The organism is Hassallia byssoidea VB512170, assembly GCF_000817785.2.
Lineage (GTDB): Bacteria > Cyanobacteriota > Cyanobacteriia > Cyanobacteriales > Nostocaceae > Hassallia > Hassallia carrinoi.
Window position 1 is genome coordinate 79,435 of record NZ_JTCM02000009.1, and the last position, 25,277, is coordinate 104,711.

Annotated in this window: 27 protein-coding genes; 14 read left to right on the forward strand and 13 right to left on the reverse strand. The window is 41.3% G+C overall.

Going from position 1 to position 25,277, the window contains the following annotated elements:
• Positions 1-37 precede the first annotated feature (37 nt).
• Complete coding sequence (locus tag PI95_RS06985) at positions 38-247, reverse strand: TOBE domain-containing protein (RefSeq protein WP_039738327.1); 210 nt, start codon at positions 245-247, stop codon at positions 38-40.
• Between the two features lie 469 nt (positions 248-716).
• Between PI95_RS06985 and PI95_RS06990 the strand changes: the two genes are divergently transcribed.
• Positions 717-1,847: an XRE family transcriptional regulator gene (locus tag PI95_RS06990; protein WP_039737837.1), complete on the forward strand. Its 1,131-nt coding sequence runs from the start codon at positions 717-719 to the stop codon at positions 1,845-1,847.
• A 195-nt stretch (positions 1,848-2,042) separates the two neighbouring features.
• On the opposite strand, the gene PI95_RS06995 is transcribed toward PI95_RS06990, so the two are convergent.
• A complete protein-coding gene (locus PI95_RS06995; protein ID WP_236116962.1) occupies positions 2,043-2,198 on the reverse strand; it encodes a hypothetical protein in 156 nt (51 codons plus the stop codon).
• Between the two features lie 30 nt (positions 2,199-2,228).
• Between PI95_RS06995 and nifH the strand changes: the two genes are divergently transcribed.
• The 8 genes from nifH (at position 2,229) to PI95_RS07035 (ending at position 10,093) form a co-directional block, all read left to right on the forward strand.
• Positions 2,229-3,194: a nitrogenase iron protein gene (gene nifH, locus PI95_RS07000; protein ID WP_039737838.1), complete on the forward strand. Its 966-nt coding sequence runs from the start codon at positions 2,229-2,231 to the stop codon at positions 3,192-3,194.
• Between the two features lie 530 nt (positions 3,195-3,724).
• Positions 3,725-5,104 carry a nitrogenase iron-molybdenum cofactor biosynthesis protein NifE gene (nifE, locus tag PI95_RS07005; protein WP_039737842.1) on the forward strand — a complete coding sequence of 460 codons (1,380 nt, stop codon included), beginning with the start codon at positions 3,725-3,727 and terminating at the stop codon, positions 5,102-5,104.
• Between the two features lie 2 nt (positions 5,105-5,106).
• Positions 5,107-6,423: a nitrogenase iron-molybdenum cofactor biosynthesis protein NifN gene (gene nifN, locus PI95_RS07010; protein WP_039737844.1), complete on the forward strand. Its 1,317-nt coding sequence runs from the start codon at positions 5,107-5,109 to the stop codon at positions 6,421-6,423.
• A 116-nt stretch (positions 6,424-6,539) separates the two neighbouring features.
• The gene (locus tag PI95_RS07015) at positions 6,540-6,803 is read left to right on the forward strand and encodes a hypothetical protein (protein ID WP_039737845.1); all 264 of its coding nucleotides are present in this window, start codon (positions 6,540-6,542) and stop codon (positions 6,801-6,803) included.
• Positions 6,804-6,963: 160 nt separating this feature from the next.
• Complete coding sequence (locus PI95_RS07020; protein WP_163518679.1) at positions 6,964-8,118, forward strand: type I restriction endonuclease; 1,155 nt, start codon at positions 6,964-6,966, stop codon at positions 8,116-8,118.
• Positions 8,119-8,208: 90 nt separating this feature from the next.
• Positions 8,209-8,568 carry a hypothetical protein gene (locus tag PI95_RS07025; RefSeq protein ID WP_039737846.1) on the forward strand — a complete coding sequence of 120 codons (360 nt, stop codon included), beginning with the start codon at positions 8,209-8,211 and terminating at the stop codon, positions 8,566-8,568.
• Positions 8,565-9,572 carry an LLM class flavin-dependent oxidoreductase gene (locus PI95_RS07030; RefSeq protein WP_039737847.1) on the forward strand — a complete coding sequence of 336 codons (1,008 nt, stop codon included), beginning with the start codon at positions 8,565-8,567 and terminating at the stop codon, positions 9,570-9,572. Before PI95_RS07025 ends, PI95_RS07030 begins: the two co-directional genes overlap by 4 nt.
• A gap of 200 nt (positions 9,573-9,772) precedes the next feature.
• Positions 9,773-10,093 (forward strand): hypothetical protein, encoded by a 321-nt coding sequence (locus PI95_RS07035; protein WP_163518680.1) that lies wholly within the window; start codon positions 9,773-9,775, stop codon positions 10,091-10,093.
• A 290-nt stretch (positions 10,094-10,383) separates the two neighbouring features.
• On the opposite strand, the gene PI95_RS07040 is transcribed toward PI95_RS07035, so the two are convergent.
• Together PI95_RS07040 and PI95_RS07045 are read right to left on the reverse strand one after the other, a co-directional pair.
• Positions 10,384-11,052: a tetratricopeptide repeat protein gene (locus PI95_RS07040; protein WP_039737849.1), complete on the reverse strand. Its 669-nt coding sequence runs from the start codon at positions 11,050-11,052 to the stop codon at positions 10,384-10,386.
• Positions 11,053-11,255: 203 nt separating this feature from the next.
• A complete protein-coding gene (locus PI95_RS07045) occupies positions 11,256-12,221 on the reverse strand; it encodes a helix-turn-helix transcriptional regulator (RefSeq protein ID WP_039737850.1) in 966 nt (321 codons plus the stop codon).
• A 625-nt stretch (positions 12,222-12,846) separates the two neighbouring features.
• Here PI95_RS07045 and PI95_RS07050 point away from each other — a divergent pair.
• The gene (locus PI95_RS07050; RefSeq protein ID WP_039737853.1) at positions 12,847-13,134 is read left to right on the forward strand and encodes a hypothetical protein; all 288 of its coding nucleotides are present in this window, start codon (positions 12,847-12,849) and stop codon (positions 13,132-13,134) included.
• A gap of 350 nt (positions 13,135-13,484) precedes the next feature.
• On the opposite strand, the gene PI95_RS07055 is transcribed toward PI95_RS07050, so the two are convergent.
• Both PI95_RS07055 and PI95_RS07060 read right to left on the reverse strand, forming a co-directional pair.
• Positions 13,485-13,931, reverse strand: a complete 447-nt coding sequence (locus tag PI95_RS07055) for a hypothetical protein (RefSeq protein WP_039737854.1) — start codon at positions 13,929-13,931, stop codon at positions 13,485-13,487.
• A 415-nt stretch (positions 13,932-14,346) separates the two neighbouring features.
• Positions 14,347-14,724 (reverse strand): hypothetical protein, encoded by a 378-nt coding sequence (locus PI95_RS07060; RefSeq protein ID WP_163518681.1) that lies wholly within the window; start codon positions 14,722-14,724, stop codon positions 14,347-14,349.
• A gap of 410 nt (positions 14,725-15,134) precedes the next feature.
• Between PI95_RS07060 and PI95_RS07065 the strand changes: the two genes are divergently transcribed.
• The gene (locus PI95_RS07065; RefSeq protein WP_039737856.1) at positions 15,135-15,866 is read left to right on the forward strand and encodes a hypothetical protein; all 732 of its coding nucleotides are present in this window, start codon (positions 15,135-15,137) and stop codon (positions 15,864-15,866) included.
• 117 nt (positions 15,867-15,983) lie between these two features.
• Here PI95_RS07065 and PI95_RS07070 read toward each other — a convergent pair whose 3' ends face one another.
• Entirely contained in the window at positions 15,984-16,337 is a 354-nt protein-coding gene (locus PI95_RS07070; protein ID WP_039737858.1) for a Rieske (2Fe-2S) protein, read from the reverse strand.
• A 354-nt stretch (positions 16,338-16,691) separates the two neighbouring features.
• Between PI95_RS07070 and PI95_RS07075 the strand changes: the two genes are divergently transcribed.
• Positions 16,692-19,277 (forward strand): GAF domain-containing protein, encoded by a 2,586-nt coding sequence (locus PI95_RS07075; RefSeq protein ID WP_039737862.1) that lies wholly within the window; start codon positions 16,692-16,694, stop codon positions 19,275-19,277.
• Between the two features lie 60 nt (positions 19,278-19,337).
• On the opposite strand, the gene PI95_RS07080 is transcribed toward PI95_RS07075, so the two are convergent.
• Positions 19,338-19,913, reverse strand: coding sequence for a DUF2808 domain-containing protein (locus PI95_RS07080; protein ID WP_039738331.1), 576 nt, complete (start codon positions 19,911-19,913; stop codon positions 19,338-19,340).
• A gap of 311 nt (positions 19,914-20,224) precedes the next feature.
• Between PI95_RS07080 and PI95_RS07085 the strand changes: the two genes are divergently transcribed.
• Positions 20,225-20,710 carry a DUF4149 domain-containing protein gene (locus tag PI95_RS07085; protein ID WP_039737864.1) on the forward strand — a complete coding sequence of 162 codons (486 nt, stop codon included), beginning with the start codon at positions 20,225-20,227 and terminating at the stop codon, positions 20,708-20,710.
• Positions 20,711-20,788: 78 nt separating this feature from the next.
• Here the strand turns inward: PI95_RS07085 and PI95_RS07090 are convergent, their stop codons facing one another.
• From PI95_RS07090 to PI95_RS07105, 4 genes are all read right to left on the reverse strand, one after another.
• Complete coding sequence (locus PI95_RS07090) at positions 20,789-21,082, reverse strand: TMEM165/GDT1 family protein (RefSeq protein ID WP_039737866.1); 294 nt, start codon at positions 21,080-21,082, stop codon at positions 20,789-20,791.
• A gap of 59 nt (positions 21,083-21,141) precedes the next feature.
• The gene (locus PI95_RS07095) at positions 21,142-21,477 is read right to left on the reverse strand and encodes a TMEM165/GDT1 family protein (protein WP_373695686.1); all 336 of its coding nucleotides are present in this window, start codon (positions 21,475-21,477) and stop codon (positions 21,142-21,144) included.
• Between the two features lie 335 nt (positions 21,478-21,812).
• A complete protein-coding gene (locus PI95_RS07100; RefSeq protein WP_039737872.1) occupies positions 21,813-22,163 on the reverse strand; it encodes a YkgJ family cysteine cluster protein in 351 nt (116 codons plus the stop codon).
• 14 nt (positions 22,164-22,177) lie between these two features.
• Complete coding sequence (locus PI95_RS07105) at positions 22,178-22,375, reverse strand: hypothetical protein (RefSeq protein ID WP_163518666.1); 198 nt, start codon at positions 22,373-22,375, stop codon at positions 22,178-22,180.
• 146 nt (positions 22,376-22,521) lie between these two features.
• On the opposite strand from PI95_RS07105, the gene psb30 reads away from it, so the two are divergent.
• Complete coding sequence (gene psb30, locus PI95_RS07110) at positions 22,522-22,644, forward strand: photosystem II reaction center protein Ycf12/Psb30 (RefSeq protein WP_089130693.1); 123 nt, start codon at positions 22,522-22,524, stop codon at positions 22,642-22,644.
• 86 nt (positions 22,645-22,730) lie between these two features.
• On the opposite strand, the gene PI95_RS07115 is transcribed toward psb30, so the two are convergent.
• Positions 22,731-24,944 carry a single-stranded-DNA-specific exonuclease RecJ gene (locus tag PI95_RS07115; protein WP_039737874.1) on the reverse strand — a complete coding sequence of 738 codons (2,214 nt, stop codon included), beginning with the start codon at positions 24,942-24,944 and terminating at the stop codon, positions 22,731-22,733.
• Positions 24,945-25,277: the final 333 nt, after the last annotated feature.

Genomic DNA, 25,277 nt, shown 5'->3' on the forward strand with positions numbered 1-25,277 from the left:
ATAAGCAAGCCGCTTATTTTTCTAGACACTTAATCTTTTAATCTACAGCAAGTAACACATCAGATGATTTAATTACCGCGTATGCCATCTTTCCCTCAGAAATTTTTAGTTCTTCCGCTGAGATTTTTGTGATTATTGCAGTCACTTCTATTCCTGGCGCAATTTCTAAGGTTATTTCTGTATTGACTGCTCCAGGCACAACTGTTTTAACTGTACCTTTGATAGCATTACGAGCGCTAACTTTCATACCCTGATTTTCTTTTATTGATTTCAGCATCGTTAAATATAGCACGACTAAAATTAATTGTCTTCCGTAAGTTTACGGTAATTATATTTCCCCTGACAAGAAAATAATAATTTTTTAATTCTTTTGATACCAAATAAACTGTCTTTAAACACTTTGCTCTATTTTTATATGCCACGCTTTATTCACTATATTTATAGTCCGACTTAGACCTCACTCGCAGTATGACCATCTAAAAAGCCTTTGAGTATTAATTACCAGCAGATAATATAATTTGTCATGGCGCAAAAATTTTTTCATGACGCAAGCAAATTGGCAAGATGTATGATATTCTTTTTATATAGGGAATCGAAAGGGCGAAAGCAGTCGTAATCTTGAGGCAAAGTAAGATATACTATCCTCGAATATTGCTTTTGCAGATATTAGGTAAATCCGCGATCGGCTTTTTGTAACGCAAGAGATAGAGAAGCCAATGAAGCAGGATAGTGAACTCCGTAACAACTTGAAGTCAATGAGAACTCGCTTAGGTATGAGTCAGCAAGAGTTGGCTAACCTAGCTAAAGTTACCCGTCAGACAATTAGTGGTGTAGAGTCAGGACAGTATGCTCCCTCAGTTGCGATCGCACTTCGTTTAGCCAAAGTGCTTGGCTGTCAAGTCGCGGATCTATTCTGGTTCGAGGAGGATCTACTTGAAATTGAAGCAGTTCTTGCCAAATCTATCTCTTGCAGTCAACAACAGCCGGTCAGTCTAGCGCGGATTGGGGGGCAATGGATAGCATATCCTCTTGTTGGGAAAGATGCTTTTCGCTTGGAGATGATTCCGGCGGATGGTAAGATTAATAGCCTCTCAAATGCAAACACAGTCCGGGTTAGGCTTCTTGATGATATAGACAAACTCCACAACACGGTTGTGATTGTCGGCTGTGCGCCTGTACTCTCATTATGGGCGCAAGCTACGGAACGCTGGTATCCTCAACTGCGAGTTCAGCATAACTTTGCCAACAGCATGGCTGCATTGCATAGTTTATGCAAAGGTGAAGCTCACATTGCCGGAATGCATCTATACGATCCGGAAACTGGAGAGCATAATACTCCTTTTGTTCGTGAACTACTAGCCGAAAGAGCAGCTGTTTTAATTACTCTTGGTGTTTGGGAAGAAGGAATTTTAGTCGAGTCTGGTAATCCGATGGGAATTAAAACAGTAACCGACTTGGTAGAAGCGAAAGCAATGATTGTCAACCGCGAACTCGGTGCTGGTACTCGTTTGCTTTTGGAACATAAACTGCAAGAAGAAAAACTACCATTCCACGCTGTTAAAGGATTTGACCATATCGTTAAAAGTCATCAAGAAGTTGCCGAAGCTGTAGTATCAGGTATTGCCAAGGCAGGCATCAGTACGGCATCTATAGCTGCTTCCTTTGGGTTGGGATTTGTACCTCTGCATTCCTCAAGATACGATTTAGTGATTCTCAAGGAATATTTAGAAGAAGCACCAGTAAAGCAGTTACTCGGTACTTTAGGAAATCGCTTGATTCACTCTCAATTAGAAGTTCTCGGTGGTTATGACACAAGCAAAACCGGGGATGTTGTAGCGACGATTTAGGAATGGTTAGGAGTTAGTGGGTAGTGGTTAGTGGTTAGTGGATAGGAGTTAGGAGTTAGGAGTTAGGAGTTAGTGGTTAGTGGTTAGTGGTTAGCTAGTGGTTAGCAATTAGCAACTATCAACTCTCAACTCTCAACTCTCAACTCTCAACTCTCAACTCTCAATTATCAACTATCAACTATCAACTACCAACTATCAACTATCAATCAAAAATTTACTTCTTCGCTTTGAATATGTACTGGCTTTCGACAGTTTTTGCTGTAGAGCGATCGCCCCCTGGTGACGTTCTACAAGCGATCGCACTGCTGTAACAAAGTAGATGTGCGATCGCACAAATGCAAAAAGACCCACCAAACAAACAAATTGCAGGAATAACTCATCATGTCGGACGAAAAAATTAGACAGATTGCTTTCTACGGTAAAGGTGGTATTGGTAAATCTACCACTTCCCAAAATACTCTTGCAGCTATGGCAGAAGTGGGTCAACGCATTCTAATTGTAGGTTGTGACCCCAAAGCTGACTCCACCCGCTTGATTCTCCACTGTAAAGCTCAAACTACCGTGTTACACCTCGCTGCTGAACGTGGTGCTGTGGAAGACCTAGAACTCGAAGAAGTGGTAATTGATGGCTTCCGGGGTATCAGATGCGTAGAATCTGGTGGTCCAGAACCTGGTGTAGGTTGCGCCGGTCGCGGTATCATTACCGCCATCAACTTCTTAGAAGAAAACGGTGCCTACCAAAACGTAGATTTCGTATCTTATGACGTGTTGGGTGACGTTGTTTGCGGTGGTTTCGCCATGCCTATTCGTGAAGGTAAAGCCCAAGAAATCTACATCGTTACCTCCGGTGAAATGATGGCGATGTTTGCGGCTAACAACATCGCTCGCGGTGTTCTCAAGTACGCTCACACAGGTGGTGTGCGCTTGGGTGGTTTGATTTGCAACAGCCGCAAAACTGACCGGGAAGATGAACTGATTACCACGCTAGCAAACAGATTAAGCACTCAAATGATTCACTTCGTCCCCCGTGACAACATCGTGCAACACGCTGAATTACGTCGCATGACAGTGAACGAGTACGCACCTGACAGCAACCAAGCTCATGAATATCGTACCTTAGCTGACAAGATTATCAACAATAAATTCCTCGCCGTTCCCACACCTATCGAAATGGACGAGCTAGAAGAGTTGCTGATTGAATTCGGTATTCTTGAAAGCGAAGAAAATGCAGCGAAAATGATTGCTACAGCCGATGCAGCTAAAGAAGCCGAGAAGAAACAAGAAGATGCTGAAGGTGAAGCGCTTGAAGCACTCAAGAAAGGCAATGTAGAAATAGTTGCTGGCTAAAACAAGTAAAGCTTTTGCTTCTATTTAAGAAGTAATAGAAGTTGCTGAAAACGGGTAAGGCACTTGCCCTGAAAAAAGATACCAGCCGTCACATCCAGATCCACGACACACAACGAATAATCCCAATACACGGTGAATCAGTCGGCGGCAAAGGTTTCCTTTCCGTCGAACTGATGAACCCGGAGGGCTGGTATCTTTTTTTTGCGGTCTCCCCTAAGCAACCAGGTGGGCTAAAAAGCCCACCTTCTCCCGAATTGTCGAAACGACCTGGAGGTGTAAGAATGAAGTATGCATAAGTATTTCCACGTAAGCATTAATCTGTCAATGCAATTGCTTGCAAAACTAATAGTTTAGTTTTTTGTGTTCTCCTAATTTTTGGTTGATTGTTTGGGAATGGGAGATAGAATTTCTCATTCCCTTTAATTACACACGTTGCATTAGATGGATAACCTGTTATTAACCCACACATAAAAATCTCTCTTTTCCCAATCCCCAGTCTCCAGTCCAAGCGTCACTAATCCCCAGTCCCCATGAAACCCACCTCAGAACAAATCAACGACTCCCTCGCACCCGGATGCGAAAATAATCCGCAAAATAAAAAATCCACACTACCCCAACCTGGAACCGCTCAAGGGGGTTGTGCCTTTGATAGTGCAATGATTACCCTCCTACCAATAGCTGATGCTGCTCATGTAGTCCACGGACCGAGTGGCTGTGCTGCAAGTATGTGGGGAAGTTATGGCAGTCTTTCTTCTGGTTCAACATTGTACAAGATTCGCTTTACCAGTGAAATAGAAGAAAACGATATCATCTTTGGCGGAGCCAAAAAGCTCTACAAAGGTATTATAGAATTGCAAAGACGCTACAAACCCGCTGCGGTATTTGTCTACTCTACCTGCATCACCGCCATGATTGGTGATGACATCGAAGGTGTCTGCAAAGATGCCACCCAGCAAACAGGAATACCCGCTATCCCCGTACATTGCCCAGGATTTATTGGTAGTCAAAGTATGGGCAACCGCGTTGCTGGTGAAGCTTTACTAGAACACGTTATCGGCACGGCTGAACCAGAATATACCACACCATTAGACATCAACCTAATTGGTGAATACAACATCGCGGGTGCAATGTGGAATGTTTTGCCGCTTTTGGAGAAATTAGGTATCCGAGTTTTGGCAAAAATTACCGGCGATGCTCGCTATAAGGAAATTTGTTACGCTCATCGTGCCAAGCTCAACGTGGTGCTTTCTGCCAAAGCATTAACCAGTATGGCAAAAAGGATGCAGAAACGCTATGGTATCCCCTACATTGAAGAGTCTATCTATGGTGTAGAGCAAATCAATCAATGTCTGCGGAATATTGCCGCGAAATTGGGTGATAGCGAAGCGTTAGCGAGTCCTCGAGCGTCTGCAGATTTACAAGAACGTACAGAAAGGCTCATTGCTGAAGAAACTGCCGCATTAGATGAGAAACTTGCTGTTTATCGTAGCCAATTACAAGGTAAGCGCGTTGTCCTTTATACCGGAAGTTTTAAGAGTTGGTTAATTATCTTTGCGGCTCAGAAGTTGGGGATGAAAGTTATTGCTACCTGTACTGAAAATAGTACTGAGGAAGAAACAGCTAGAATCAAAAGTCTGCTGGGTGAGGATAGCATCATTCAACAAGACAGTCCCGAAGAAATGCTACAAATAATTAATGAAAATCAAGCTGATATGTTGATTGCAAGCGATCGCTTTCAAGACACTGCCCTAACAGCCAAGATTCCTTTCCTCAACATTAACACCGATCGCAATCATCCTTATGCAGGCTATCTGGGCATATTAGAAGTAGCAAAAGAACTGTATGCAGCTTTTTACAATCCTGTGTGGTCAGAAGTACGTCAGCCCGCTCCTTGGAATGCAGAGGTATAAAAATGGCAATTCTTAGCATTACCAGCACGTCAGTTGCAGTTAATCCCCTCAAGCAAAGCCAAACTTTGGGCGCAGCTCTAGCCTTTTTGGGATTGAAGGGAATGATGCCTTTATTACACGGTTCAATAGGCTGTACTGCCTTAGCTAAAGTTGTATTAGCGCGGCATTTCCGTTGCAGCATTCCCCTTTCTACGACAGCGATGACAGAAGTTGCGACGGTTCTAGGTGGGGAGGAAAATGTTGAAAAAGCAATTCTTACTTTGGTGCAGAAGTGCAAGCCAGAAATTATCGGTTTATGCACGACTGGATTGATGGAAACCAGAGGAGATGATATGGGGCGTTTTGTCAAGGAAATTCGCCACCGTCACCCAGAATTAGATTATCTGCCGATTGTGGTTGTCTCCACACCGGATTTTAAAGGTGCATTGCAAGATGGCTTTGCTGCTGCTGTCGAAAGTATAGTTAAAGAAATTCCCCAAAAAAGTGATGATTTAGATGCTTGTCCTAGACAAATCACGATTTTGGCAAGTTCTGCTTTCACGCCAGGGGATATACAAAAAATCAAAGAGATTGTTACCAACTTTGGACTTATTCCCGTTGTTGTACCTGACCTTTCTGGCTCATTAAATGGTCACATAGAAGATTCATCAACAGCCATTACGGCAAATGGTACAAATGAAGCACAGTTGCGCTCTATCGGCAGTTCTGCGTTCACTTTGGCGCTAGGTGAGAGTATGCGGAGTGCAGCGCAAATTTTAGAAAAGAACTTCAGCATACCTTATGAGGTGTTTGGTGAACTGACAGGACTATCAGCAACAGACAAATTTATGCAAGCATTGGCGGATATCAGTGGTAACAGCGTACCAGAAAAATATCGCCACCAACGCTCTTTGTTGCAAAATGCGATGCTGGATAATCACTTTTTGTTTGGCTGCAAGCGAGTTTCTCTAGCGTTGGAACCAGATTTACTTTGGTCAACAGTTCATTTTCTGCAATCGATGGGAGTTCATATTCATGCAGCAGTGACTACAACACGCTCTCCACTGCTGGAAAAACTTCCGATAGTCAGCGTCACCATCGGCGATTTGGAAGACTTTGAGCTACTAGCACCTGGGTCTGACTTGTTAATTGCTAACTCTCATGCGGATGCGATCGCCCAACGTTTGGGTATTCCCCTTTATCGTCTAGGAATTCCCATCTTTGACCGCTTAGATCATAATCATTTTACCCTAGTTGGCTACCGAGGCACTATGCAGCTTTTATTTGACATTGGCAATCTGTTTTTAGAGCAGGAAGCCTTAAGGAAAGTTAGGAGTTAGGTAGAGACGTTCCGCCGGAACGTCTGTACGGGAGGCGCGGAATTAGGAGTTTTTTCTGATGTTCTTTTTACTACTTATGACTTCTAATTCAGACCAAAATTAAAACAGTAATTGTCATGTTTGTATTCTCATTAATTGCTTTGGTGAGCGCGATAATTTCTGTTTATATCAGTACAAGTATCGCCGATAAAATAGAGCAGCCGATAGCTGTATTGATTGCTTTGTTCTTCCTAAGTTTAAGTTTGATTTTTGCACCTGTACTAATCAAACTACTAATTGCAATAGTTTTGCTGCTCATACAAAGAAGTTACGTTCAACTCGCTTATTTGTTGCAGAGAAACAGAAATCAAAAGCCAGGAAAAGGAAATGCTATTTCCTGACTTTTTCATTCTTCAATCTTCCGCAACACTCCCAACCCTCAATTATTTTCCTTTTTACCAACAAATTTGGTAAAAATGTATCCGTTGATGCAATTTTGTGGAGTAATTTCAGCTTTGATAGTTATGGCAAGCCGTATACGCTTTGGAAATATACCAACCAATGTTAGCAAGCACTCGCGCGATCGCTTCTGCATTGACACCAAAATTACGTCTTTTACTAGATATGAATCCAGCACAGCCAAAAAGAGCAACTGTGACGAGTAGTATATCAAGAAAGCTTCGCCGTCGCTTTGACTTGAGACAATCAGTTGCAGCACCATCTTTGCTCACCTGGTTCGAGGTCATTGGCTACACAGTTCTGTTAGAGTCAGACATTGCCTCTCTTAAGTATCGTATAGGGCGCAGTAGTTATAGTGAAGTGATTTTGCGCGATCGCCTTTATAGTGCTTTGCTCTTGATTAACCCGACTTTACCAGATGAAGCGATCGCCACCGCTATCAATCAAATTACTACCACAGATGAAAACCTACTGGAAAATAACCGACGTTTTCATCAATTCTTAACTGATGGTGTTGAAGTTGAATATCTCTTGAATGAACAAATAGTTCATGACAAAGTGTGGCTAATTGATTCGGATAATCTACTGAATAATGATTGGCTAGTTATTCATCCTTTTACAGTTGTTGAGGGTAGTCATGCTCATTGTCCTGATGTGGTTGTTTTCATCAATGGCTTACCTTTAGCAGTGATTGTATCGATTCATCCAAGTGATGATCAAGCCACGCTTAAAGCAGGTTATGAACGAATTCAGACCTATATTCAACAGATACCAAAGCTATTTTATTACAATACATTCCTAGTCATTACTTGCGGAAATCGAGCGCGAATCGGTACATTAACATCAAATTGGCAAGAGTTTTTACTTTGGCGCACAATTGATGGTGAGGCAGTTGCGGTGAGCCACCCCGTTGCGGGGGTTCCCAAGGCACGTTTTCGGGGGAAGCTTCCCCCGAAAAGCTGCCGCCCCGTTGTAGGGAGTGGCGAACCCGTAAGGGTGGACGGGTTCCCCGGCATAAGCAAACTGCCGTTAGCGTCAGCGGTAGCGAGGAACGAGCGTCACCCGGAGGGCGAAGACTTTACCGATTCGGGCGCAACTGAGCTAGAAGTGTTAATTCAAGGTGTTTTTGACAAACGGCGTATAAGAGAGTTAATACAGCATTTCATAGTTTTTGAATCTACAGAAACCGACATTAAGAAAAAGTTTATTTACCGACCTTTTTGTACAATTTCCACAAAGCCCTATAGACGGTATTAGATATTTAGGTTGTCAGATTCCCAACTTCTTAAATAAGTTGGGAATTTTCCCAAATTTGCAGTATCCAGTCACACATAAATAGAGGTTGAAATGATTACAGAATCAGACCTAGTGCAACAATTCACGATAGTTATCAATTACTATGAACCACAATTGGGTGAATGCTTACGCCACTGCTATATAAAAGTTATTCAATCTTCTTGGAAAAAACATTGTGTTCGCTCTTTACCATACATCGGAATTTACTGTCCTGATAGCATGATTGCTATTCTCAAAGAGCAAAAAGATGTACTCAAAGATGTAGCACAACATCTGGGACTAGCTGAAGTTGTTTGCATTAATGCTAGTCGCTTGTTGCGAGATCCCCAATCGAAGTTAAAGGATGCTCATCCGCGCTTGTGGTTAGAACTGCACTGGATGTTGACACAAGAACAGGAACACCTACTATGAAAACTGGAATTTTTTGCAATTACGAAAATCATCATCGAGATGCCCGTCGTGCAATTTTTGAGCAAGTGGCATTAGTCAGACGTGCAGAAAGCTTAGGATTTGAGTCAGCTTGGGTAACAGAGCATCATTTTAACGATTTTAGTGTGAGTCCATCTATTTTGGTATTGATGGCACATTTAGCGGGTGTGACTTCCACAATTAGATTAGGTTCAGCAGCAGTATTGCTGGCATTTCACAACCCGATCGCTATTGCAGAAAGCATTGCCACATTAGATAATCTGTGCAACGGACGACTTTTGTTTGGAATTGCCAAGGGTGGACCATTTCCTGACCAAAATAAGCACTTTGACACTCCTACAAGTGAATCACGTCCGAAAACATTAGAAGCGATGACGTTGATTCATAAATTGCTGTATGACACTGATGTGTCGTTTAGCGGAAAATATTATGAATGCGCGAGCGTAACAGTTTATCCAAAGCCTTTACAGAAACACATTCCAGTATATTTAGCAACTAGTGATGATGAGGCGATCGCCTTTGCTGCTCTCAATTCTTTTGGCTTGATGGGGGGAGCACCATTTAGTATGGATACGCTCAAAAACAATGTTGCCAAATATCGTGCGATTAATTCTAATGGTTTTGACCGACTGATGCTAGCACGCTTCTTTTTTGTCGCTCCTACATACAATGAAGCAGTAAGTGAGGCATTACCTTTTTTACGTAAATTTAGCCAGAGAATGAAAGCATTCAGAAGTCAAGTCCAAAGTTGCGATAATAACAGTCAACATCTCCAGCCAATTAATGGTCACAAAACCTGTTTTGATGAAGACTATTTGCTTGAAAACTCAATTATTGGTAATGTTACTACTTGTCGTGACAAAATCAAACGATTTCAAGATGAACTTCATTTAGGTACTCTTGCACTCAATCCATGCTCGTTAAATCTACAAAAAAACCTAGACAGTTTGACACGTTATAACCAAGAGGTGCAAAATTATGTATGAAAAGATTGAGATTAGTTATTGGTTAGTTGATAGTGGATAGTGGGAGCGTTGTTAGTGGTTAGTGGTTATTGGTTAGTGGTTAGCAACTATCAACTACCAACTATCAACTAACACCCAACAACTACCAACTATCAACTAACAACTAACACTCAACAACTATCAACTAACACCTAACAACTATCAACTCACTATTACTCATTATGAATATATCTAACCTTCATCCAGATGATTTGCCTACAACTAAGGCTAGCCTACTTACTGAGTTAATGTACAGGCAGCTTGAAGAAGCTATCAACAGACGTTTTTACGAAGCCTGTACTCCGATTATGCGAGTTTTACTATCAAGTTGTCACTGGTATTTTCAGATAAATACTAGCCCTTTGATGTTAATTATTATCTGCTATGAGGTTGAAAGTTACTGTCATATCACCAACGCTATTCCTCAATTTGTCAACAAGTTGAAGTTGTTTTCTAATAACTCCAAAATTCATCTTTTTTCACCAGATAAGGGGATACCGTGATCAATGGAAATCCAAGAAATATCAGATGATTAAGGCTAGTTAAATAAGTGAATGCATCTAGAAATTAGATGACTAAAGAGAGTTAAATGTCAAAATTTACCAGCCAGAAGATATACCCCTTGGCTGGGAAATTTTGACTTTCATTTCTAGGATGATGATTTCTGTAGATTGCAGGACTTAGGCAATAACTCTCTGAAACTCTTATTCCTTGTTTTGTGGGAGACCAAGGCGAACGGAATGTCCCTGGTATAAGATTAGGATGTAATTTTTTCTTTGTTGCCTCTCCCACTTTACGAAACCGTGGGATCGTCACCAGTTTTCATTTGCCGTAAAATCTGCTCAATTTGTCCTGCTTTCTCAGGTCTATTTTGTGCTTTAAAAATATTTAATGCTTTTTCTGCATATGCGATCGCTTCAAAGTGATTACCTTGTTCCCAAAGAGCTATAGCCATATTCCTTAACGCATCACCATAATTAGGATTGATAGTTAGTGCTTTCTGATACTCTGCAATTGCTGATGACCATTGCTGTTGACTTGCATAAACTTGACCCATTGCATTGTATGCAAGGGCATATTTAGAATTTTTCTGAGTCGCTTTCTGATATTGTTTGATTGCATCTTCTTTTTTGCCCTGACGAAATAGAACATTCCCTAACTGGTAATATCCGAAACTATCTGAGGGAAATTTTTTAATTAACTTACGTAAAGTTTCTTCCGCGCCAGTGAAATTACCTTGGTAAAATAAAGTGTTTGCTGTTTGCCGAAGTTGCGATCGCTCTTGGTCTTGGTTGTTTGAGAACTGCGCTAGTAGTTGTGGTTGTGTATATTGTTTGGTAATATTTAAATCGCGTACTTCTGCTTTGGCGAATTGTAATGTATTCGTTACAGTCAAGATATTGAGTATCAAGTAACTAGTAGTTTGAAAAAAAGCTGATTTGGGAAGATTTTTGGAATTCATGGGTAATATATTTTCTCTACTGCATGAGATTTTCATCAATCTTTCTCATATTCTAGTATTATTGAACAAATGCCAGTCAGAAAAATAGCCGCGTCCTTTCAGCAATAGAACTATAAGTAATGGTAATATTTGCCTATATTTTATAGAACTATTAGCCCTCTAATGCCAAAAGGCAGCTATGCTGGCATTACAAATAAACTTGACTATGAGCAATATTTTTCATATGCTTTTTGATGCTCCTTTTTAATTTCTTTTGCTAAAAAGTCTGGGGTTAAAACTTGAACATTTGCCCCATATTGCAACATTCGCTGTCGAAACCAAAACCAATAATCTTCTAGTGTAGCAATATCAACAAATTTACCTTCTGTATCTCGATGAATTACCCGTTCTCCGTCGCGACGGGGTTGGTAGTTTGCTAAGTCACCACTCATGCGGTAGTGGATTTCCAACTTGGGCAACTCGCAAGATAGCCAATGTACATCAGAAGCAGGACCAACATTAACTATTCTATCTACTCTAAATATATGATTTTGGTCGATGTTGGGGAAAGTTAGAAATCGCCACGATTTCCAATCGGGAATAAATGCAAAAAGGTAAAGAATACCATTATGAAAGCGCAATTCTGAGCGATCAATATCCCATATACGCTGTCCCTTTTTGTTGCTTTGGTAGGTAATAGTGTAACGACGTTGTTGTTGAAACCTTTCCTGAAGGTGGCGAACAATAATATCAAGTTTGCTTTCGCTGTAGTCTACGGGAGGGCTAAAATTAACTTTGACAAATTCTGGAATGTCAGATTCTTTCAGATTACCAAGGCGCAAAATTTGGCTTGCTTGTGCAGAAAAGCCCATCCCCGCAAAGAAATAAGCTGCTAGTGCTAATGCCTGTCGCTGTTCGGTTGAGAGAATAACGGGGAAATTTGACTCTACCAGTTCGTAAGGATGGTGAGGCGCACTTTTAATTTCTATACCGCAGTCTCTCAGCTTGCGAATTGTGCGCGTGAGTTTTTGCTTGATATCCATGTCGTCTGATGACTTGCCGTGTGCTTCCATAAATGGAGATAGTAAGTCAACTAATTCTTCTCGCTTCCGTGGCTTCTCTGCTAGCTGTTTGAGGATTTCTAGGGCGAAGGCGATTTGGTTGTAATTAGTATCAAGTTTATATGACATAGTTTCTGGAGAAGTTAGTTAATTTAAAATTAACCTCCTCAAGCAGAAAACTTTAAAGTTTCAATACCACGGCAGCATCCCAAGCGGGAATCATTAATTTGAAAGTTTAGGGAGAGCGATCGCATGATACTGCAAGATATTGTTTCAATCCCGCAAGCGGGAATCATTAATTTGAAAGTATATTGAACTCTACTATCAGTAAATACGATATTTTGTTTCAATCCCGCAAGCGGGAATCATTAATTTGAAAGGCCAGGGAAACTAGGTGATTGGTGTTGTTCCTCGATGAGTTTCAATCCCGCTTGCGGGATTGAAACAAATTAAGAGCGATCGCTTTTATGCAAATGTATAGTTACTTTCAAATAAATGAAACCCGCTTGCGGGATTGAAACTATGGCTCGTGGGCAAAAATGCGGCGTGCGCTATCTTTCAAATAAATGAAACCCGCTTGCGGGATTGAAACACGGATAGCGTCAGTAGGCAACATGACCTTAACCTTTCAAATAAATGAAACCGGGCAACGAAATTGAAACTTCCCCATAAAGAAATAGAATTCATCGACGATCGCAACTTTCGGTCATTGCCAAAGCGATATACTAGACAAGTAAATTAACAAAATTTAACAATGGTAGAACGCCCAATCAAAAAATCGGAACGTCAGCCCTCTTCAGGTAATGACAGCAAGTCAGAAAATTCGGATTCTATGCCGACTCCTCAATCCAATCCCAAAAGCTCAAAACAAAGTGATGACCGCTCAAAGGGTAGAGGCAAAAAAGCATCCTTTAAAGATGAATCCAGGCAATCGGTTAATCCAGCCCTAGCGCGGGGTCCGAAACCTGTTAAACCTCAGCCGAAAGTCATCATAGAACCGGAAAGCGAATCACAACCAATTTCCGAAGAATCTCAAGATTAAAAAGTAGAATTATCAGGATAATTCAAATAATCACAATTGAACCATTTGAGATTCTTTGACGTTATCGATATTTGATAGCGAAATCCTTGAGAGTCCGAATACTGCGTAGACGCGGAGCGGCTTGTCGTGAGACATCGCTCTGGTTGGATTGCTTGAAATAGTGCGATCGCAGTCGTAATAATTTCACTCAACTCGATGATTCTTGGTTATACGCGCTTGTATATGAAGCGATAATCCCGGTTTTTTCACGGTTTATACGTCCAGTTTTTCAAAATCTGAACGTATAACCTATTTTTAACGTAGGCGCGTTGTCTTGTACCTGCTTACTATCAACACCGCCTATCTATTCTCTATTTGCCAAAAACATCCTTGATTTTATCAACAACGCCTTCAACAACATTCTTTTCCTTGTCTATTACTTTCTGGGTCTTTGCAGCATCTTCGTTTGCTCTCTTTTCAATTGTAGCCTTATCTGTTTTTGCTTTGCGCTCAATCAAATTACCATTGTCAGTTGCTTCGTCAACTTTAGAGGCATTTTTCCTTGCAGTTTGCTTAACTTTATCTTGTGAATCTCGGACGAAATTTTTGGCTGCTTCAGCACCTTCATTAACTTTGTCTTTAACTTGATCGCCTGCGTCTGCTTCGGCGATTAAGTTTACAGCCGGATTAGCCATTGCTGCGGTGTTTGAGAAAAACGCACCCTGCCAGACGAAGGCGACAGCAAGCACACAAAACACAGTTGTAGCCAGAAAGCGTCCCACTCTCGTTAGCCCTTTCGTTAAATAATTCCGTTTCATAGAATACAATCTCGATTTTTATTTAGCATTCTATTATTACTTCATTTGGCTCCCAACCCAAATCATTCCCTAGACAGAGGTTCTCCCCTCATAAGTTGTTGAACAAATTCGCTCTTTCAATAGATTAAATAAATCAACATTATGCAATCTACACATTCAAGGAGCGCAGTTCTTTTATGATTATTTCTTTTACTCAATAATATTCCCCTCATCATCTTGATCCACTTCAACCACACCCACGTTAAATCCCTCCCACTTTAAAGACAGTAAACCCAACTCAATAAAAGAGCGATCGCACTTTCGTTTATACGTATAAATATAAATTTTTATGTAAAAAATTATATTTATACGTAGTTTAACTTTCACTGACTACCATCACAGGATATGTGACAGTTGATTATTCCGAATGCGGGTTCTAAAAATTCGCGTTTTGAATTGGCTTAATTCTATTTCCATTGTTCAGTCCCCCATTTATGCCTTGTATGATAAAAGTCCCACTAGGGCTAACTGTATTTTTCTCAGTGGTGATGCGCGTTCCATTTGAGTAATAGTAAGTACTAGATCCGTCACCATGATTTATCGTCACGGATGGATAAATTACCTTTCTATTGTTTAGCTTAAGGGAACCATTATTATAAATGCGCGTTCCGCTAGGGTAATTGAGCAAGTTGCCAGTGCCTTGGCTAGCATTAGACCTAGCTGGGTTTTGCGTTATAGTCTGAGCGCTTGTCACCGACTGAGTTGTTGCTACTAAAGACAAAATAGACAAACAGCTTACAATAAAACGTTTCATCACATAACCTCGCTCGTTTGTCCGCTTCAATTTTTTATTTTTAGTTTAAAGCAGACGCAATTAATACAAGTCTCATTATTTATTTTAAACAGGCATATGTTGATCGGGGCAGCGCTAGGTAAAACAGCCTCCAGAACTGAACTTAATAAAACGATTTTGGCAACATTTTAAAATCGCTCCACCAATATCAATCTCCTACTTTAGGTAAAACAATCCCTCCTTGGGAGGAAGTTTATATCACCTATGAAGGACAGAACCGTTTTCACCAATGCCGAAGTTATTCTGACAATACATTGAAACACGGTTTCAAATAACACCAAGAATGTTTTTTTTCGGTTTACCGCTGAAAAAGCTTCAAGGCTCTTTGAGTATAGCTTTATCAAACTTTTACATTCAGAAAAACAACACGTATGACTAACCCCAACGAAAACAAAAGTTACCGCGAACAAGTGCAAGAAAGTTACACCGACAATAGTGGAAATATTCACACCAACGTGACGCGAACTTCGGAAACAGTTAGTAACAAAGTAGATCCGAAATCTTACGAGAATGGTTATCTTAACGGTCAAACATCTGAACGTATCTACCAAGAAGAAACTCTCACACAACGCGATAATGAAAACGCTAATCGTGGATTGTTAATCGGTATTTTGCTTACAGCCTTAGCAGGGTTGATCGGCGGTTCTGTGTGGTATTTTAATCAACGCGATCGCGCTGTGGATAACACTGTTGCACCAGTAGCGGTTCCCGTACCCGCTAGCAGCCCAACTCCTACAGTAACTGTAACGCCTCAACCCCAAACTACAATTATTGAAAGAACCAAAGAAGTTCCAGTTCCAGTTGAAAAAACCAAGGAAGTTCCAGTTTTTATACCCGTACCTCAACAGAAAGCTGCACCCGCACCAACGGTGAAACCTAACATTAATATTACTGTTCCCCCTCAACAGCCTGCTTTGAAACAAACTCCTGCTACACCAAAATCGACAACGCCGCCATCAAGCTCAAATAGTAGCAGTGATAGCACCTCTACTTCTACTACTCCTACAGCTACTCCCGAAGAGAAACAAAATAAAACAGATGTATCACCCAGTGACAGTTCTTCGCCTACTGAGAACGATAATCAAGATAGTTACGCTAGGTAATAGCTGACCCAGACAGCGGTTTTAATGTGAGTTAAGTACAAGCGGGTGGGCAGTCTTTGCCCACCCTACAATAGTTTTAGAGATTTCTGGTGTACCTTATTTACCTGCAATGTGAGGTTATTGCAACCCTACCCAGATACTACCTTCATCCACACGGGTAGGAAAAACAGCTAGTGCTTTTTCTTTAGACATCATCCCCATCACCTTGCCAATACCGGGGGGAAAAGGACTCCAATCCTTAATATTACCGGTACGTAAGTCGAAGGCGCTGCGGTGAAAAGGACAAATAATCGCTTTATCTTCTGTTAGTTTGCCCTTTCGCATCGGTAGCCCCAAGTGCGGACAGGAATTTTCTACGGCGTATATTTCGTTGTCATGGTGAAGCAGTAGAATAGCGCGTTGTTCAACTTTAACAACTTTCCGCTCATTAGGTGGTAGTTCATCTTGAGTTAGTACTTTAATCCAATTCATACACGCCTCGCAGCTATGGCAGATTTGGGAATTTTATGCGTTTTTGGTGAAAGGATGGGCGATCGCGTACATAATTTCACACTTCTTTTGGGGAATTTCATGAGGGGAAAAGGTTAAAGGGGAAAGGGAAAAGGAATAAAGAACTTTCTTTTTCTTTTCTTTCCCCTTTTCCCTTCCTCCTTCCCCTTTTCCCTTTACCCTTTTCCCTTTACCCTTCCCCAACTTGATGACGCTAGCTCGACAACCGATTAAACTGTGGATAATATGTAACGATTGTTGCTATCAGCAACACTTACATACATTTCATGACATTCATAAACATTCCTAAATTCAATCTTATATCTAAAACCACTTATGTCAGTGTATCAACGTAGTTGCGGGTCAGCCGCTGATTTGATTATTGGGGTTTGCAATCAAGAAAACGGCGATTTTAAGCCAAATTCGGCTTCTGTGAGTGTCCTCGCCAAAAGAAAAGGCACTATATCTAATTTTCTGGCTCCCCTCACCCAGGATACTTTTAAACAGGTTGTTACCGAAGTAGAACAAAAACTGCTGATTGTGAATCAAACCCTTTCCATGCTGGATTCCCAAGGGTTTGAAACGATTTTGCAAGAAATGTTACATACTATAACACTTAAGACCGGGGAATTACTAGGAGCAGACCGAACGACAATATTTTTATTAGATGAAGAAAAACAAGAACTTTGGTCAATTTTGGCAGAAGGAGAAGGCGATCGCTCTCTAGAAATTCGCATTCCAGCGAATAAAGGAATTGCCGGTGAAGTCGCCATGTATAAAAGAGCGATTAATATCCCCTATGATTTTTATGAAGATCCGCGATCGGTATTTGCCCAAGAACAAGAAAAAAGAACCGGCTACCGCACTTACACAATGTTAGCTCTGCCGTTGTTAAATCAACAAGGGCGATTAGTTGCAGTAGTACAATTACTGAATAAATTACTATCTTCTGACAATCTAGATGCCCCTATTTCCGACAGAATCGATATTAGAGGCTTTACCAGCGCTGACGAACAATTATTTCAAGAATTCGCCCCTTCAATTAGACTAATTTTAGAATCATCACGCTCTTTTTATGTCGCAACCCAAAAACAAAGGGCAGCAGCAGCCTTGATGAAAGCGATAAAGTCTCTTTCTCAAAGCAATCTCGACTTAGAAGACACCCTAAAGCGGGTGATGGACGAAGCGAAGGAACTAATGAACGCCGATCGCAGTACTCTATGGTTAATAGATCGCGAAGCAAGTCAATTGTGGACGAAAATTACTCAAGATGATAATTCTACCAAAGAGTTGCGAATCCCAATCGGTAAAGGCTTTGCTGGCAAAGTAGCAGAATCTGGGAAAACGCTAAATATTCCTTTTGATTTATACGATCATCCTGACTCTGATACTGCCAGACACATGGACAAGCAAAATGGCTATCGCACATGTAGCTTACTTTGTATGCCAGTGTTTAACGCCGATCAAGAATTGATTGGTGTTACCCAGCTAGTAAATAAAAAGAAATCCGGCGATTTTCCCAATTATAACCCGAATTCATGGCCCAAAGCGCCCGAATGCTTCCAAGCTAGTTTTGACAGCAACGATGAAGAGTTTATGGAAGCTTTTAATATTCAAGCAGGAGTCGCATTGCAAAATGCTCAGTTGTTTGCCACTGTTAAACAACAAGAACAAATGCAGCGCGACATTTTACGCAGTCTTTCTAATGGTGTGGTTTCTACAGATAAAGCCGGGTTAATTATCGCCGCTAATGAAAGTGCAAAACGCTTGCTAGGACTTGAGGCAGAAGACCGTTTAGAAGGTAAATTAATTACTGATATCATCCGCATCAAAGAAGGTGACTTTAGTAAGTGGTGTCAGAATGCTTTAAATGCAGCTAACCTCAAATACAGCCAGCAATATTATCCGGATCGCACACTCATTGCCGGTCAGATAGAACAGCACAGTATTAATTTATCAATTAACACGATCGCCGATGCAAGCGATAATCGGCAAGTTCGCGGCGCCCTGGTTGTCATGGAAGATATCAGCGATGAAAAACGCCTCAAGAGTACAATGTACCGCTACATGACTCAGGAATTAGCAGAAGAATTGCTGAAGTTGGATGATGCTAAATTAGGAGGCGATCGCAAAGAAGTTTCGATTTTATTTTCTGATATTCGCGGCTACACCACTTTAACTGAAAACCTGGAAGCAGAAGAAGTGGTAAGTATGCTCAACGAATATTTTGAATCGATGGTAGAGGCGATTTTCAAACATAAAGGCACTCTTGATAAATATATCGGCGATGCGATTATGGCGGTGTTTGGTTCCCCTTTACCTTTAGAAGAACACGCTTGGATGGCAGTGCAGACATCTTTAGAAATGCGCGATCGCTTAAAAGAATTTAATGCCCGTCGTTACGCAGCTAGTAAGCCGAGAATTAACATTGGTATTGGCATCAATTCTGACACTGTAATTAGTGGTAATATTGGTTCTAGCAAGCGAATGGAATTTACAGCGATTGGTGACGGTGTGAACCTTGGTTCTCGATTAGAAAGTGTTAGCAAACATTATGGTTGCGACATTATTATTAGTGATAACACTTATAAACAATGTCAAAATCAAGTCTGTGCTAGAGAACTAGATTACATTCGCGTCAAAGGTCGAAATGAACCAGTTGCAATATACGAATTAATCGGTTTGTGTTCTGATTCTATAAAAAGCGAAAAAATACAAGTAATTGAGTATTATCGTAAAGGACGAGAGTATTATCTCAATCGCGACTTTGAAAAAGCTAAAGCTGAATTTGATAACGTTTTAGAAATTGACAAACATGACCAAGCTGCTATGTTACATCTGCGGCGTTGTCAGCACTGGTTACAGCAACCTCCAACGGAAGCAGATTGGGATGAAGGCGTCTGGACTTTTAAGGATAAGTAAAAGTAACTCGTAGTAAGCGCTTCAGTACTTAGACTTGAGCGCTGAAGCGCTCACTACGAGTTAAAACCAAGGACGACGGAACAATCCAGAGTCAAAACCGTGGCTGTAAAATTGCAGCCTTCCATAACCGAGAAATTGTCCGTGTGATTTCTCACCCGCCGGAAAAGCTGTGACTCCAAATAGATAAACACCGCTAACTGTAGGATTTTGCACTGGTTTTAGCGCAATTGTGATGGTTTTACCTGGAGACACTGGCGGGTTAAATGTTATTGATATTGTCTTTTTATCTCTGCTAACATCTGTCAGTTGTAACTTTTGTCCTTCGTTAGAACGTGTACCTTCAAAGGCGTAACTTTTTTTCAGTTCAAACCGAATGTCATCTACTCCCTCATGCTGGTTAATAGTTATCTTTTGTAAAGGTTCGCCAGCATTATCTGGCAAGCTGACTGTAAAATAATATGTCGCGCCCCACACATAAACGTCGTTATATGTAGTCGCTGTATAAGTAAGGCGCGGCGGTTGGGCAAAATATACTGTGCCATCTCGCAATTGGATTGCTTGAGTCAGGCGATCGCTATATCCCCCAATTCCAATTGTCCAAGCAATTGCGCTGCTAAATAAAACTACTATATGTATTGCTTTATTCACACAAAACACGCTTCAAAATAATTTATTAAGTAGAGACGTTCTGCCAGAACGTCTCTACAGATAACGTTTAAATGCTACAAACAGCAGATAACTTTTTTTGAATTCGTTTAGTTTATATTCCTATATTACCATGAAATACCGACAATTATTTTCATTTATGAGGTTTTGTAAAGTTAAGTAAAGTTTTTCCGAAGAGAACTAATAAAAGCAACAACTGTATTGTTAAAGATGATTGAGATTGCTTGTCAAAGTAACTACTTACGCGACAAACTAGAAATTAAATACAGGCAATTATTTTTATGAATGCTATTTCCAACGTTGAATTCAAGCGCCCGATTTGGCAAACCGCTGTTATCTTGACTTTGGGCTTCTGGCTCAGTGCTAGTATAGTTTTAGATTGGGTAATTATGCCTAGTCTTTATCTTTCCGGCATGATGACTCAAGCTGGTTTTGCCACAGCAGGCTATGCAATCTTCTGGAATTTTAATCGCATTGAATTATTGTCTGCTGGCATAATATTGACTGGTGTTTTGGCTATGAGCAAAACTCATAGCTGGCGTGCTGGTACTGTGGTTTTAGCAGTATTGCTACTAGCTGTATCTTTGGTTGATACTTATTTCTTAACTCCACAAATGTCTGCAATTGGAGTTCAACTGAATTTGTTTGAAACAGCTACTACAACTCGAGCGTCCATGAGTTTGTTACACGGTAGTTACTGGGTGCTGGAAGCTTTGAAGTTATTGGCTGCGGGGACTTTATTGAGTCGCTGCTGGCGAGAAGTTTAATACTATGCCGCTATAATTAAAAATTGCCTACCAGACTGATAATGACTGGTAGGCAATTGTTTTATTGTAGTTAAAGGCTTATTCAGAATCTGCGGATGCTTCATTATTAGGTAACAGCAGACGTAAAGCGAGTATGGCAAATCCCACAGCAGCGATCGCTTTTAACAAACGTGTCGGTAATAATTCTGCCACAGTTCCCCCTGCCAGCGCTCCTAACAAGCTAGTCAGCAGCAACGCACCCGCTGTCCCGAAGAACACTGCACGCTTCGATTGACAACGACCTGAAAGTGCGATCGCCGCTAACTGACTTTTATCACCTAATTCTGATAAAAAAACTGTAATAAAACTTAACCCTAAAAGATGCCAGTCCATTAATTTTATCCTTTGTTAATTGTTCGACTAACTACTAACCAATAACTACTAACCAATAACTAATAACCAATAACCACATCCCAAAACAGCATTATGGAAATCAGCAACAACATTACCCCGGCGGCTTTTTCCACGGTTTTCGGAGAAAGTCGGCTGGCTATCCAACTACCCAAAAGTACACCTAATAAACTTGTGGTAATCAACGCAGCCGCAGATCCCATGAATACCACCCACGGCGAATGCGATTGAGCACTCATCAACAAAGTTGATAACTGCGTTTTATCGCCAATTTCCGCGAGAAATATTGTGATAAATGTAGTGCCGAAGGTTACTAGTACGGACTGTGGTTTTTCCGCACAATCAGCATCCACAGGCTCAACTGGCTCAATAATGATATTTATTGAGTCGCTTTCGATACCGTTTATTAGTTCTGTCTCGCTTTCAATTGGAGATATGGCACAAAGGCTCAAAGGCGCATCAAGTTTCACTCTTCAGTAGTCCTATGGTGAGGGTTTTTCATATTCTTCTCATTTTCTCAGATTATCGTCATAAATTGCAACAGTGTAGGTAATTGGTAATTGGTAATCGGTAAGAAAGGAGGGGGAAAGGGGAAAGGGGAAAGGGGAAAGGGTAAGAAAAACTTCTTTTCTTCCTTTTCCCTTTACCCTTTAACCTTTTCCCCTCATAAATTTTCCCATTCCCCATTCCCCATTCCCCATTCCCCATTCCCTCATAAACCAACAGAAGAATCAAAGCGGAGTATTTCCAGACTGCGATCGCCATAAACTCCCTCTATCTGTTGACGACAGCAATCAATGGCAAAATCATTCAGTTCCTCTGGTTCTATACCATACATATCTTGAAACACCTCTGTTTCTACACGGCAGAAACGAGGACGATTTGCGTAAATGCGGCATTCTCTCGTGGTATGGTCAAAATTAACGCACCATCCACCTTCACCTACCATGCTCAGATACAGTTCCAGTTCCTCTGGTAATAAATACTCTTCTAAGTCTGGACGCTCTGCTGGGTCTAGATGACAGCAGGCTCCACATTGCTTTATACATTCCCAAATTGCCATTGTTTTCACCTTGATTAGAAAGTGGGGAGTGGGGAGTGGGGAGGGGGGAGTGGGGAGTGGGGAGTAGGGAGTGGGGGGACAAGGGGCGACGGGTGTGGGGGACAAGGGGCGACGGGTGTGGGGCGACGGGTGTGGGGGACAAGGAAATAAAGCAATTCATAACTCCTCACTCCTAACTCCTCACTCCTAACTCTTAACTCCCCATTCCCCATTCCCCATTCCCCAGTTTATGTTTTTTCTTATAATTTTGTTAAGTAAATTAAATTCTAGGCGCGATCGCCGGATATGATCATTTTCGGGTTTTGCATTTGATTTATTTAATTTTTTAGATCAATATTGAATTCAACCGGAGGCAATAATGTTTGACGCTTTAGCGAATATCCATTGGGAAGTTATATTTCAGCTAGTTTCAGTTGGGCTAATTATGATAGCTGGACCAGTAGTTATATTTTTGCTAGCATTTCGCAACGGCAACCTTTAAGAGTTATCAATGAGGTAGAGACGTTCCGACGGAACGTCTGTACTTATAGGAGCGGAGTTAATTGAGTACTTATAATTCCGCTCCTCCTAACTCTTAACTGATTTTAAAGCCTGAAGTGCAGCTTGGATAATGCCGTCATACTGCGGTTGAGAAATATCAACTATTTTAGCGTCTTGGCGATTGGTTCCCAAAAGAGCGCTCTGATGTCCACAGCAGACAGCGAGAACTTTACCTTCAGAATTTTTAATTCTTAATTCTGGTAACTCACCATTTTGATAGATGCCACAGGTATAGTGGCGTTGGTTATACTCAAAGGTGCTTTTTGACGGCGTAGATGCTGAGGTGAAAGACAGGTGAGATTGTTTTGCAAGTCTGACACCTAGTAATTCTAACTCAATTGTGGTGTTGCCGTTAAAGTTATTTTCGCGTAATTTGTAAGCGATATCTAATCGTGAGGGTAAGGGGAAGTAGTCACCCCAACGCCAAGCGATCGCTTTAATTTTAAATTGTCGATTGTCGATTATTTGCGCCACTGTCAGTTTAATGTGACCTTTGCCAACGATTTGTTGCTCAATTACTTGGACATTAGGTGTCCAGAATACCGGATCGGGGTTGTCGATACCGCAGGGGTGAAGGGCATTAAGCTGTTGATAAAGCTGAGAATTGATTTCATTCAGGTAAGCTTTGGCATCAATTTTGATTAATGGTTTGATATGCTCAAGTTCTAGAGACTTGTTAGCAAACTCACACAATCGCTTTCGCAATGCTGCCAAATTTTCTGCTGGGAAAGAAAATCCTCCGGCGGCTTTGTGTCCGCCATATTTGCCAAGCAAGTCATGACAATATTCCAAAGCTGCAAACACATTAAACTCTGGAATTCCGCGTGCGGAACCGCGAATGTGTGTTTCATCCTCATAAGTGGCGATGAACACAGGCACACCGTAGCGTTCCACCAAGCGAGAGGCGACAATACCAATCACACCATGATGCCAATTTGATTTTACAACAACTAATACCCGGTCTTGCTGTAAAGATGAGATAAATTCAGTTTCGACGATGGCGATCGCTTCAGATTCAATTTCTGAACACATTTGCTGGCGTTGCTTATTAATCGCTTCGCACTGCATCGCTTTTTCTAGCGCTATCCCCATATCATCAGTAGTCAGCAAATCTATCACAATTTGCGGATCGCCAATCCGACCAATCGCATTAATTCGCGGACCCAAGCGAAAGCCGATATCTTCTGGCTTTAACGATTTTGGATTTTGGATTTTGGATTTTGGATTTGAGGAGTCAAAAGTTGTAGAGACGCGATTAATCGCGTCTGTACAAGAGTTATTAATCGCTTCATTCCCTTGTCCCCCTTGTCCCCCTTGTCCCTCTTGTCCCCCTTGTCCTCCTTGTCCCCCCACTCCCCCACTCCCCCTCTCCCCCCCTCCTCCAACACCTGCTACCTGAATTAACGCTTGCACTCCGGCTAACTTGGATTTGGGTAACTGTTGTAAACCGCGTTTCACCCAGCGTCGGTTGACTCCAATCAATGGTGCTAAGTCTGCAATGGTTCCCAATGTAAAAAGTGCTAGCATCGGCTGAATTAAGCCTTTAGCTTGTCCTAGTTGTTGTGCTAGACAAACTGCCAAAATATAGGCAACGCCAACACCAGCGACACTGCGATAAGGTGAGGATTCGGCTATGAGTTTCGGGTTGAGGATGGCATTTGCCGGCGGTAATTGCTGGGGGATGTCGTGGTGGTCGGTGATAATTACTTTGAGATTGAGTTCTCTGGCAAAAGCGATCGCATCATACGCAGAGATACCATTATCTACTGTGAGAATTAGTTTAACACCTTCGTTTGAAAATTCTTCAACAATGCGTTTATTAATGCCGTAGCCTTCGTGCATTCGGCTGGGGATGGCGTAGTCAACAAGAGCGCCTAAAGTTCGCAGACTACGCAATAATAAAGCTGTGCTAGTCATGCCATCTGCATCGTAGTCACCGCAGATAGCGATTTTTTCTTTTGATGCGATCGCCGACTCTAACAACTCTAAACTTACCGCCAAATCTGGAAATTCTGTTAGCGGGGAAGGCAAACTTAAAGATTCTGGATCTAAAAAAGCTTGCACTTGTTCTGGGGTTTTGATACCGCGATTTATCAGCAATTGGCTGATTATCGGTGATATATTTGTAACTATTGCCAGTTTTTGGGCAATTTCTGGTTTGTCAGGGCAAATTTGCCAGCGTTGAATCGGCAAACGAGTTAGTCGGCGATCGGGCAATTCAGATGTAAGTTGGTCTGCCATGCAAGCTATCAGCACTTCAGGTGTCAGCTTTTAGCGTAAAGTCTCAAGCTGAATGTGTAAAGTGGCATGTACGTAAGTAAAACAGTTCTTTATTCCGTAATTATACTGTAGCAAAAATTAGTTAACAGTATATAATTTTTCTATACATTAGATTAATTTATCATGAAGCTTGTTTCAGTTAATCGGGGTTAGTTACTAACTTATCTGGGGTCATCTGTCAAATATCATGTCAGCAAAACTTCAAAAAATATACTTAATTAGCGATTTGTTTCAAAGGATAAATCGCCGAATATACCAGATCATTGAGTGCCATTTAATTGAGAAAAGTTATTA

Bases quoted from the DNA above. Each gene is read 5' to 3' on its own strand.
- PI95_RS06985 (WP_039738327.1), bottom strand. From the start codon at position 247: ATGAAAGTTAGCGCTCGTAATGCTATCAAAGGTACAGTTAAAACAGTT.
- PI95_RS06990 (WP_039737837.1), top strand. From the start codon at position 717: ATGAAGCAGGATAGTGAACTCCGTAACAACTTGAAGTCAATGAGAACT.
- nifH (WP_039737838.1), top strand. From the start codon at position 2,229: ATGTCGGACGAAAAAATTAGACAGATTGCTTTCTACGGTAAAGGTGGT.
- nifE (WP_039737842.1), top strand. From the start codon at position 3,725: ATGAAACCCACCTCAGAACAAATCAACGACTCCCTCGCACCCGGATGC.
- nifN (WP_039737844.1), top strand. From the start codon at position 5,107: ATGGCAATTCTTAGCATTACCAGCACGTCAGTTGCAGTTAATCCCCTC.
- PI95_RS07015 (WP_039737845.1), top strand. From the start codon at position 6,540: ATGTTTGTATTCTCATTAATTGCTTTGGTGAGCGCGATAATTTCTGTT.
- PI95_RS07020 (WP_163518679.1), top strand. From the start codon at position 6,964: ATGTTAGCAAGCACTCGCGCGATCGCTTCTGCATTGACACCAAAATTA.
- PI95_RS07025 (WP_039737846.1), top strand. From the start codon at position 8,209: ATGATTACAGAATCAGACCTAGTGCAACAATTCACGATAGTTATCAAT.
- PI95_RS07030 (WP_039737847.1), top strand. From the start codon at position 8,565: ATGAAAACTGGAATTTTTTGCAATTACGAAAATCATCATCGAGATGCC.
- PI95_RS07035 (WP_163518680.1), top strand. From the start codon at position 9,773: ATGAATATATCTAACCTTCATCCAGATGATTTGCCTACAACTAAGGCT.
- PI95_RS07040 (WP_039737849.1), bottom strand. From the start codon at position 11,052: ATGAATTCCAAAAATCTTCCCAAATCAGCTTTTTTTCAAACTACTAGT.
- PI95_RS07045 (WP_039737850.1), bottom strand. From the start codon at position 12,221: ATGTCATATAAACTTGATACTAATTACAACCAAATCGCCTTCGCCCTA.
- PI95_RS07050 (WP_039737853.1), top strand. From the start codon at position 12,847: ATGGTAGAACGCCCAATCAAAAAATCGGAACGTCAGCCCTCTTCAGGT.
- PI95_RS07055 (WP_039737854.1), bottom strand. From the start codon at position 13,931: ATGAAACGGAATTATTTAACGAAAGGGCTAACGAGAGTGGGACGCTTT.
- PI95_RS07060 (WP_163518681.1), bottom strand. From the start codon at position 14,724: ATGAAACGTTTTATTGTAAGCTGTTTGTCTATTTTGTCTTTAGTAGCA.
- PI95_RS07065 (WP_039737856.1), top strand. From the start codon at position 15,135: ATGACTAACCCCAACGAAAACAAAAGTTACCGCGAACAAGTGCAAGAA.
- PI95_RS07070 (WP_039737858.1), bottom strand. From the start codon at position 16,337: ATGAATTGGATTAAAGTACTAACTCAAGATGAACTACCACCTAATGAG.
- PI95_RS07075 (WP_039737862.1), top strand. From the start codon at position 16,692: ATGTCAGTGTATCAACGTAGTTGCGGGTCAGCCGCTGATTTGATTATT.
- PI95_RS07085 (WP_039737864.1), top strand. From the start codon at position 20,225: ATGAATGCTATTTCCAACGTTGAATTCAAGCGCCCGATTTGGCAAACC.
- PI95_RS07090 (WP_039737866.1), bottom strand. From the start codon at position 21,082: ATGGACTGGCATCTTTTAGGGTTAAGTTTTATTACAGTTTTTTTATCA.
- PI95_RS07100 (WP_039737872.1), bottom strand. From the start codon at position 22,163: ATGGCAATTTGGGAATGTATAAAGCAATGTGGAGCCTGCTGTCATCTA.
- PI95_RS07105 (WP_163518666.1), bottom strand. From the start codon at position 22,375: ATGGGGAATGGGGAGTTAAGAGTTAGGAGTGAGGAGTTAGGAGTGAGG.
- psb30 (WP_089130693.1), top strand. From the start codon at position 22,522: ATGTTTGACGCTTTAGCGAATATCCATTGGGAAGTTATATTTCAGCTA.
- PI95_RS07115 (WP_039737874.1), bottom strand. From the start codon at position 24,944: ATGGCAGACCAACTTACATCTGAATTGCCCGATCGCCGACTAACTCGT.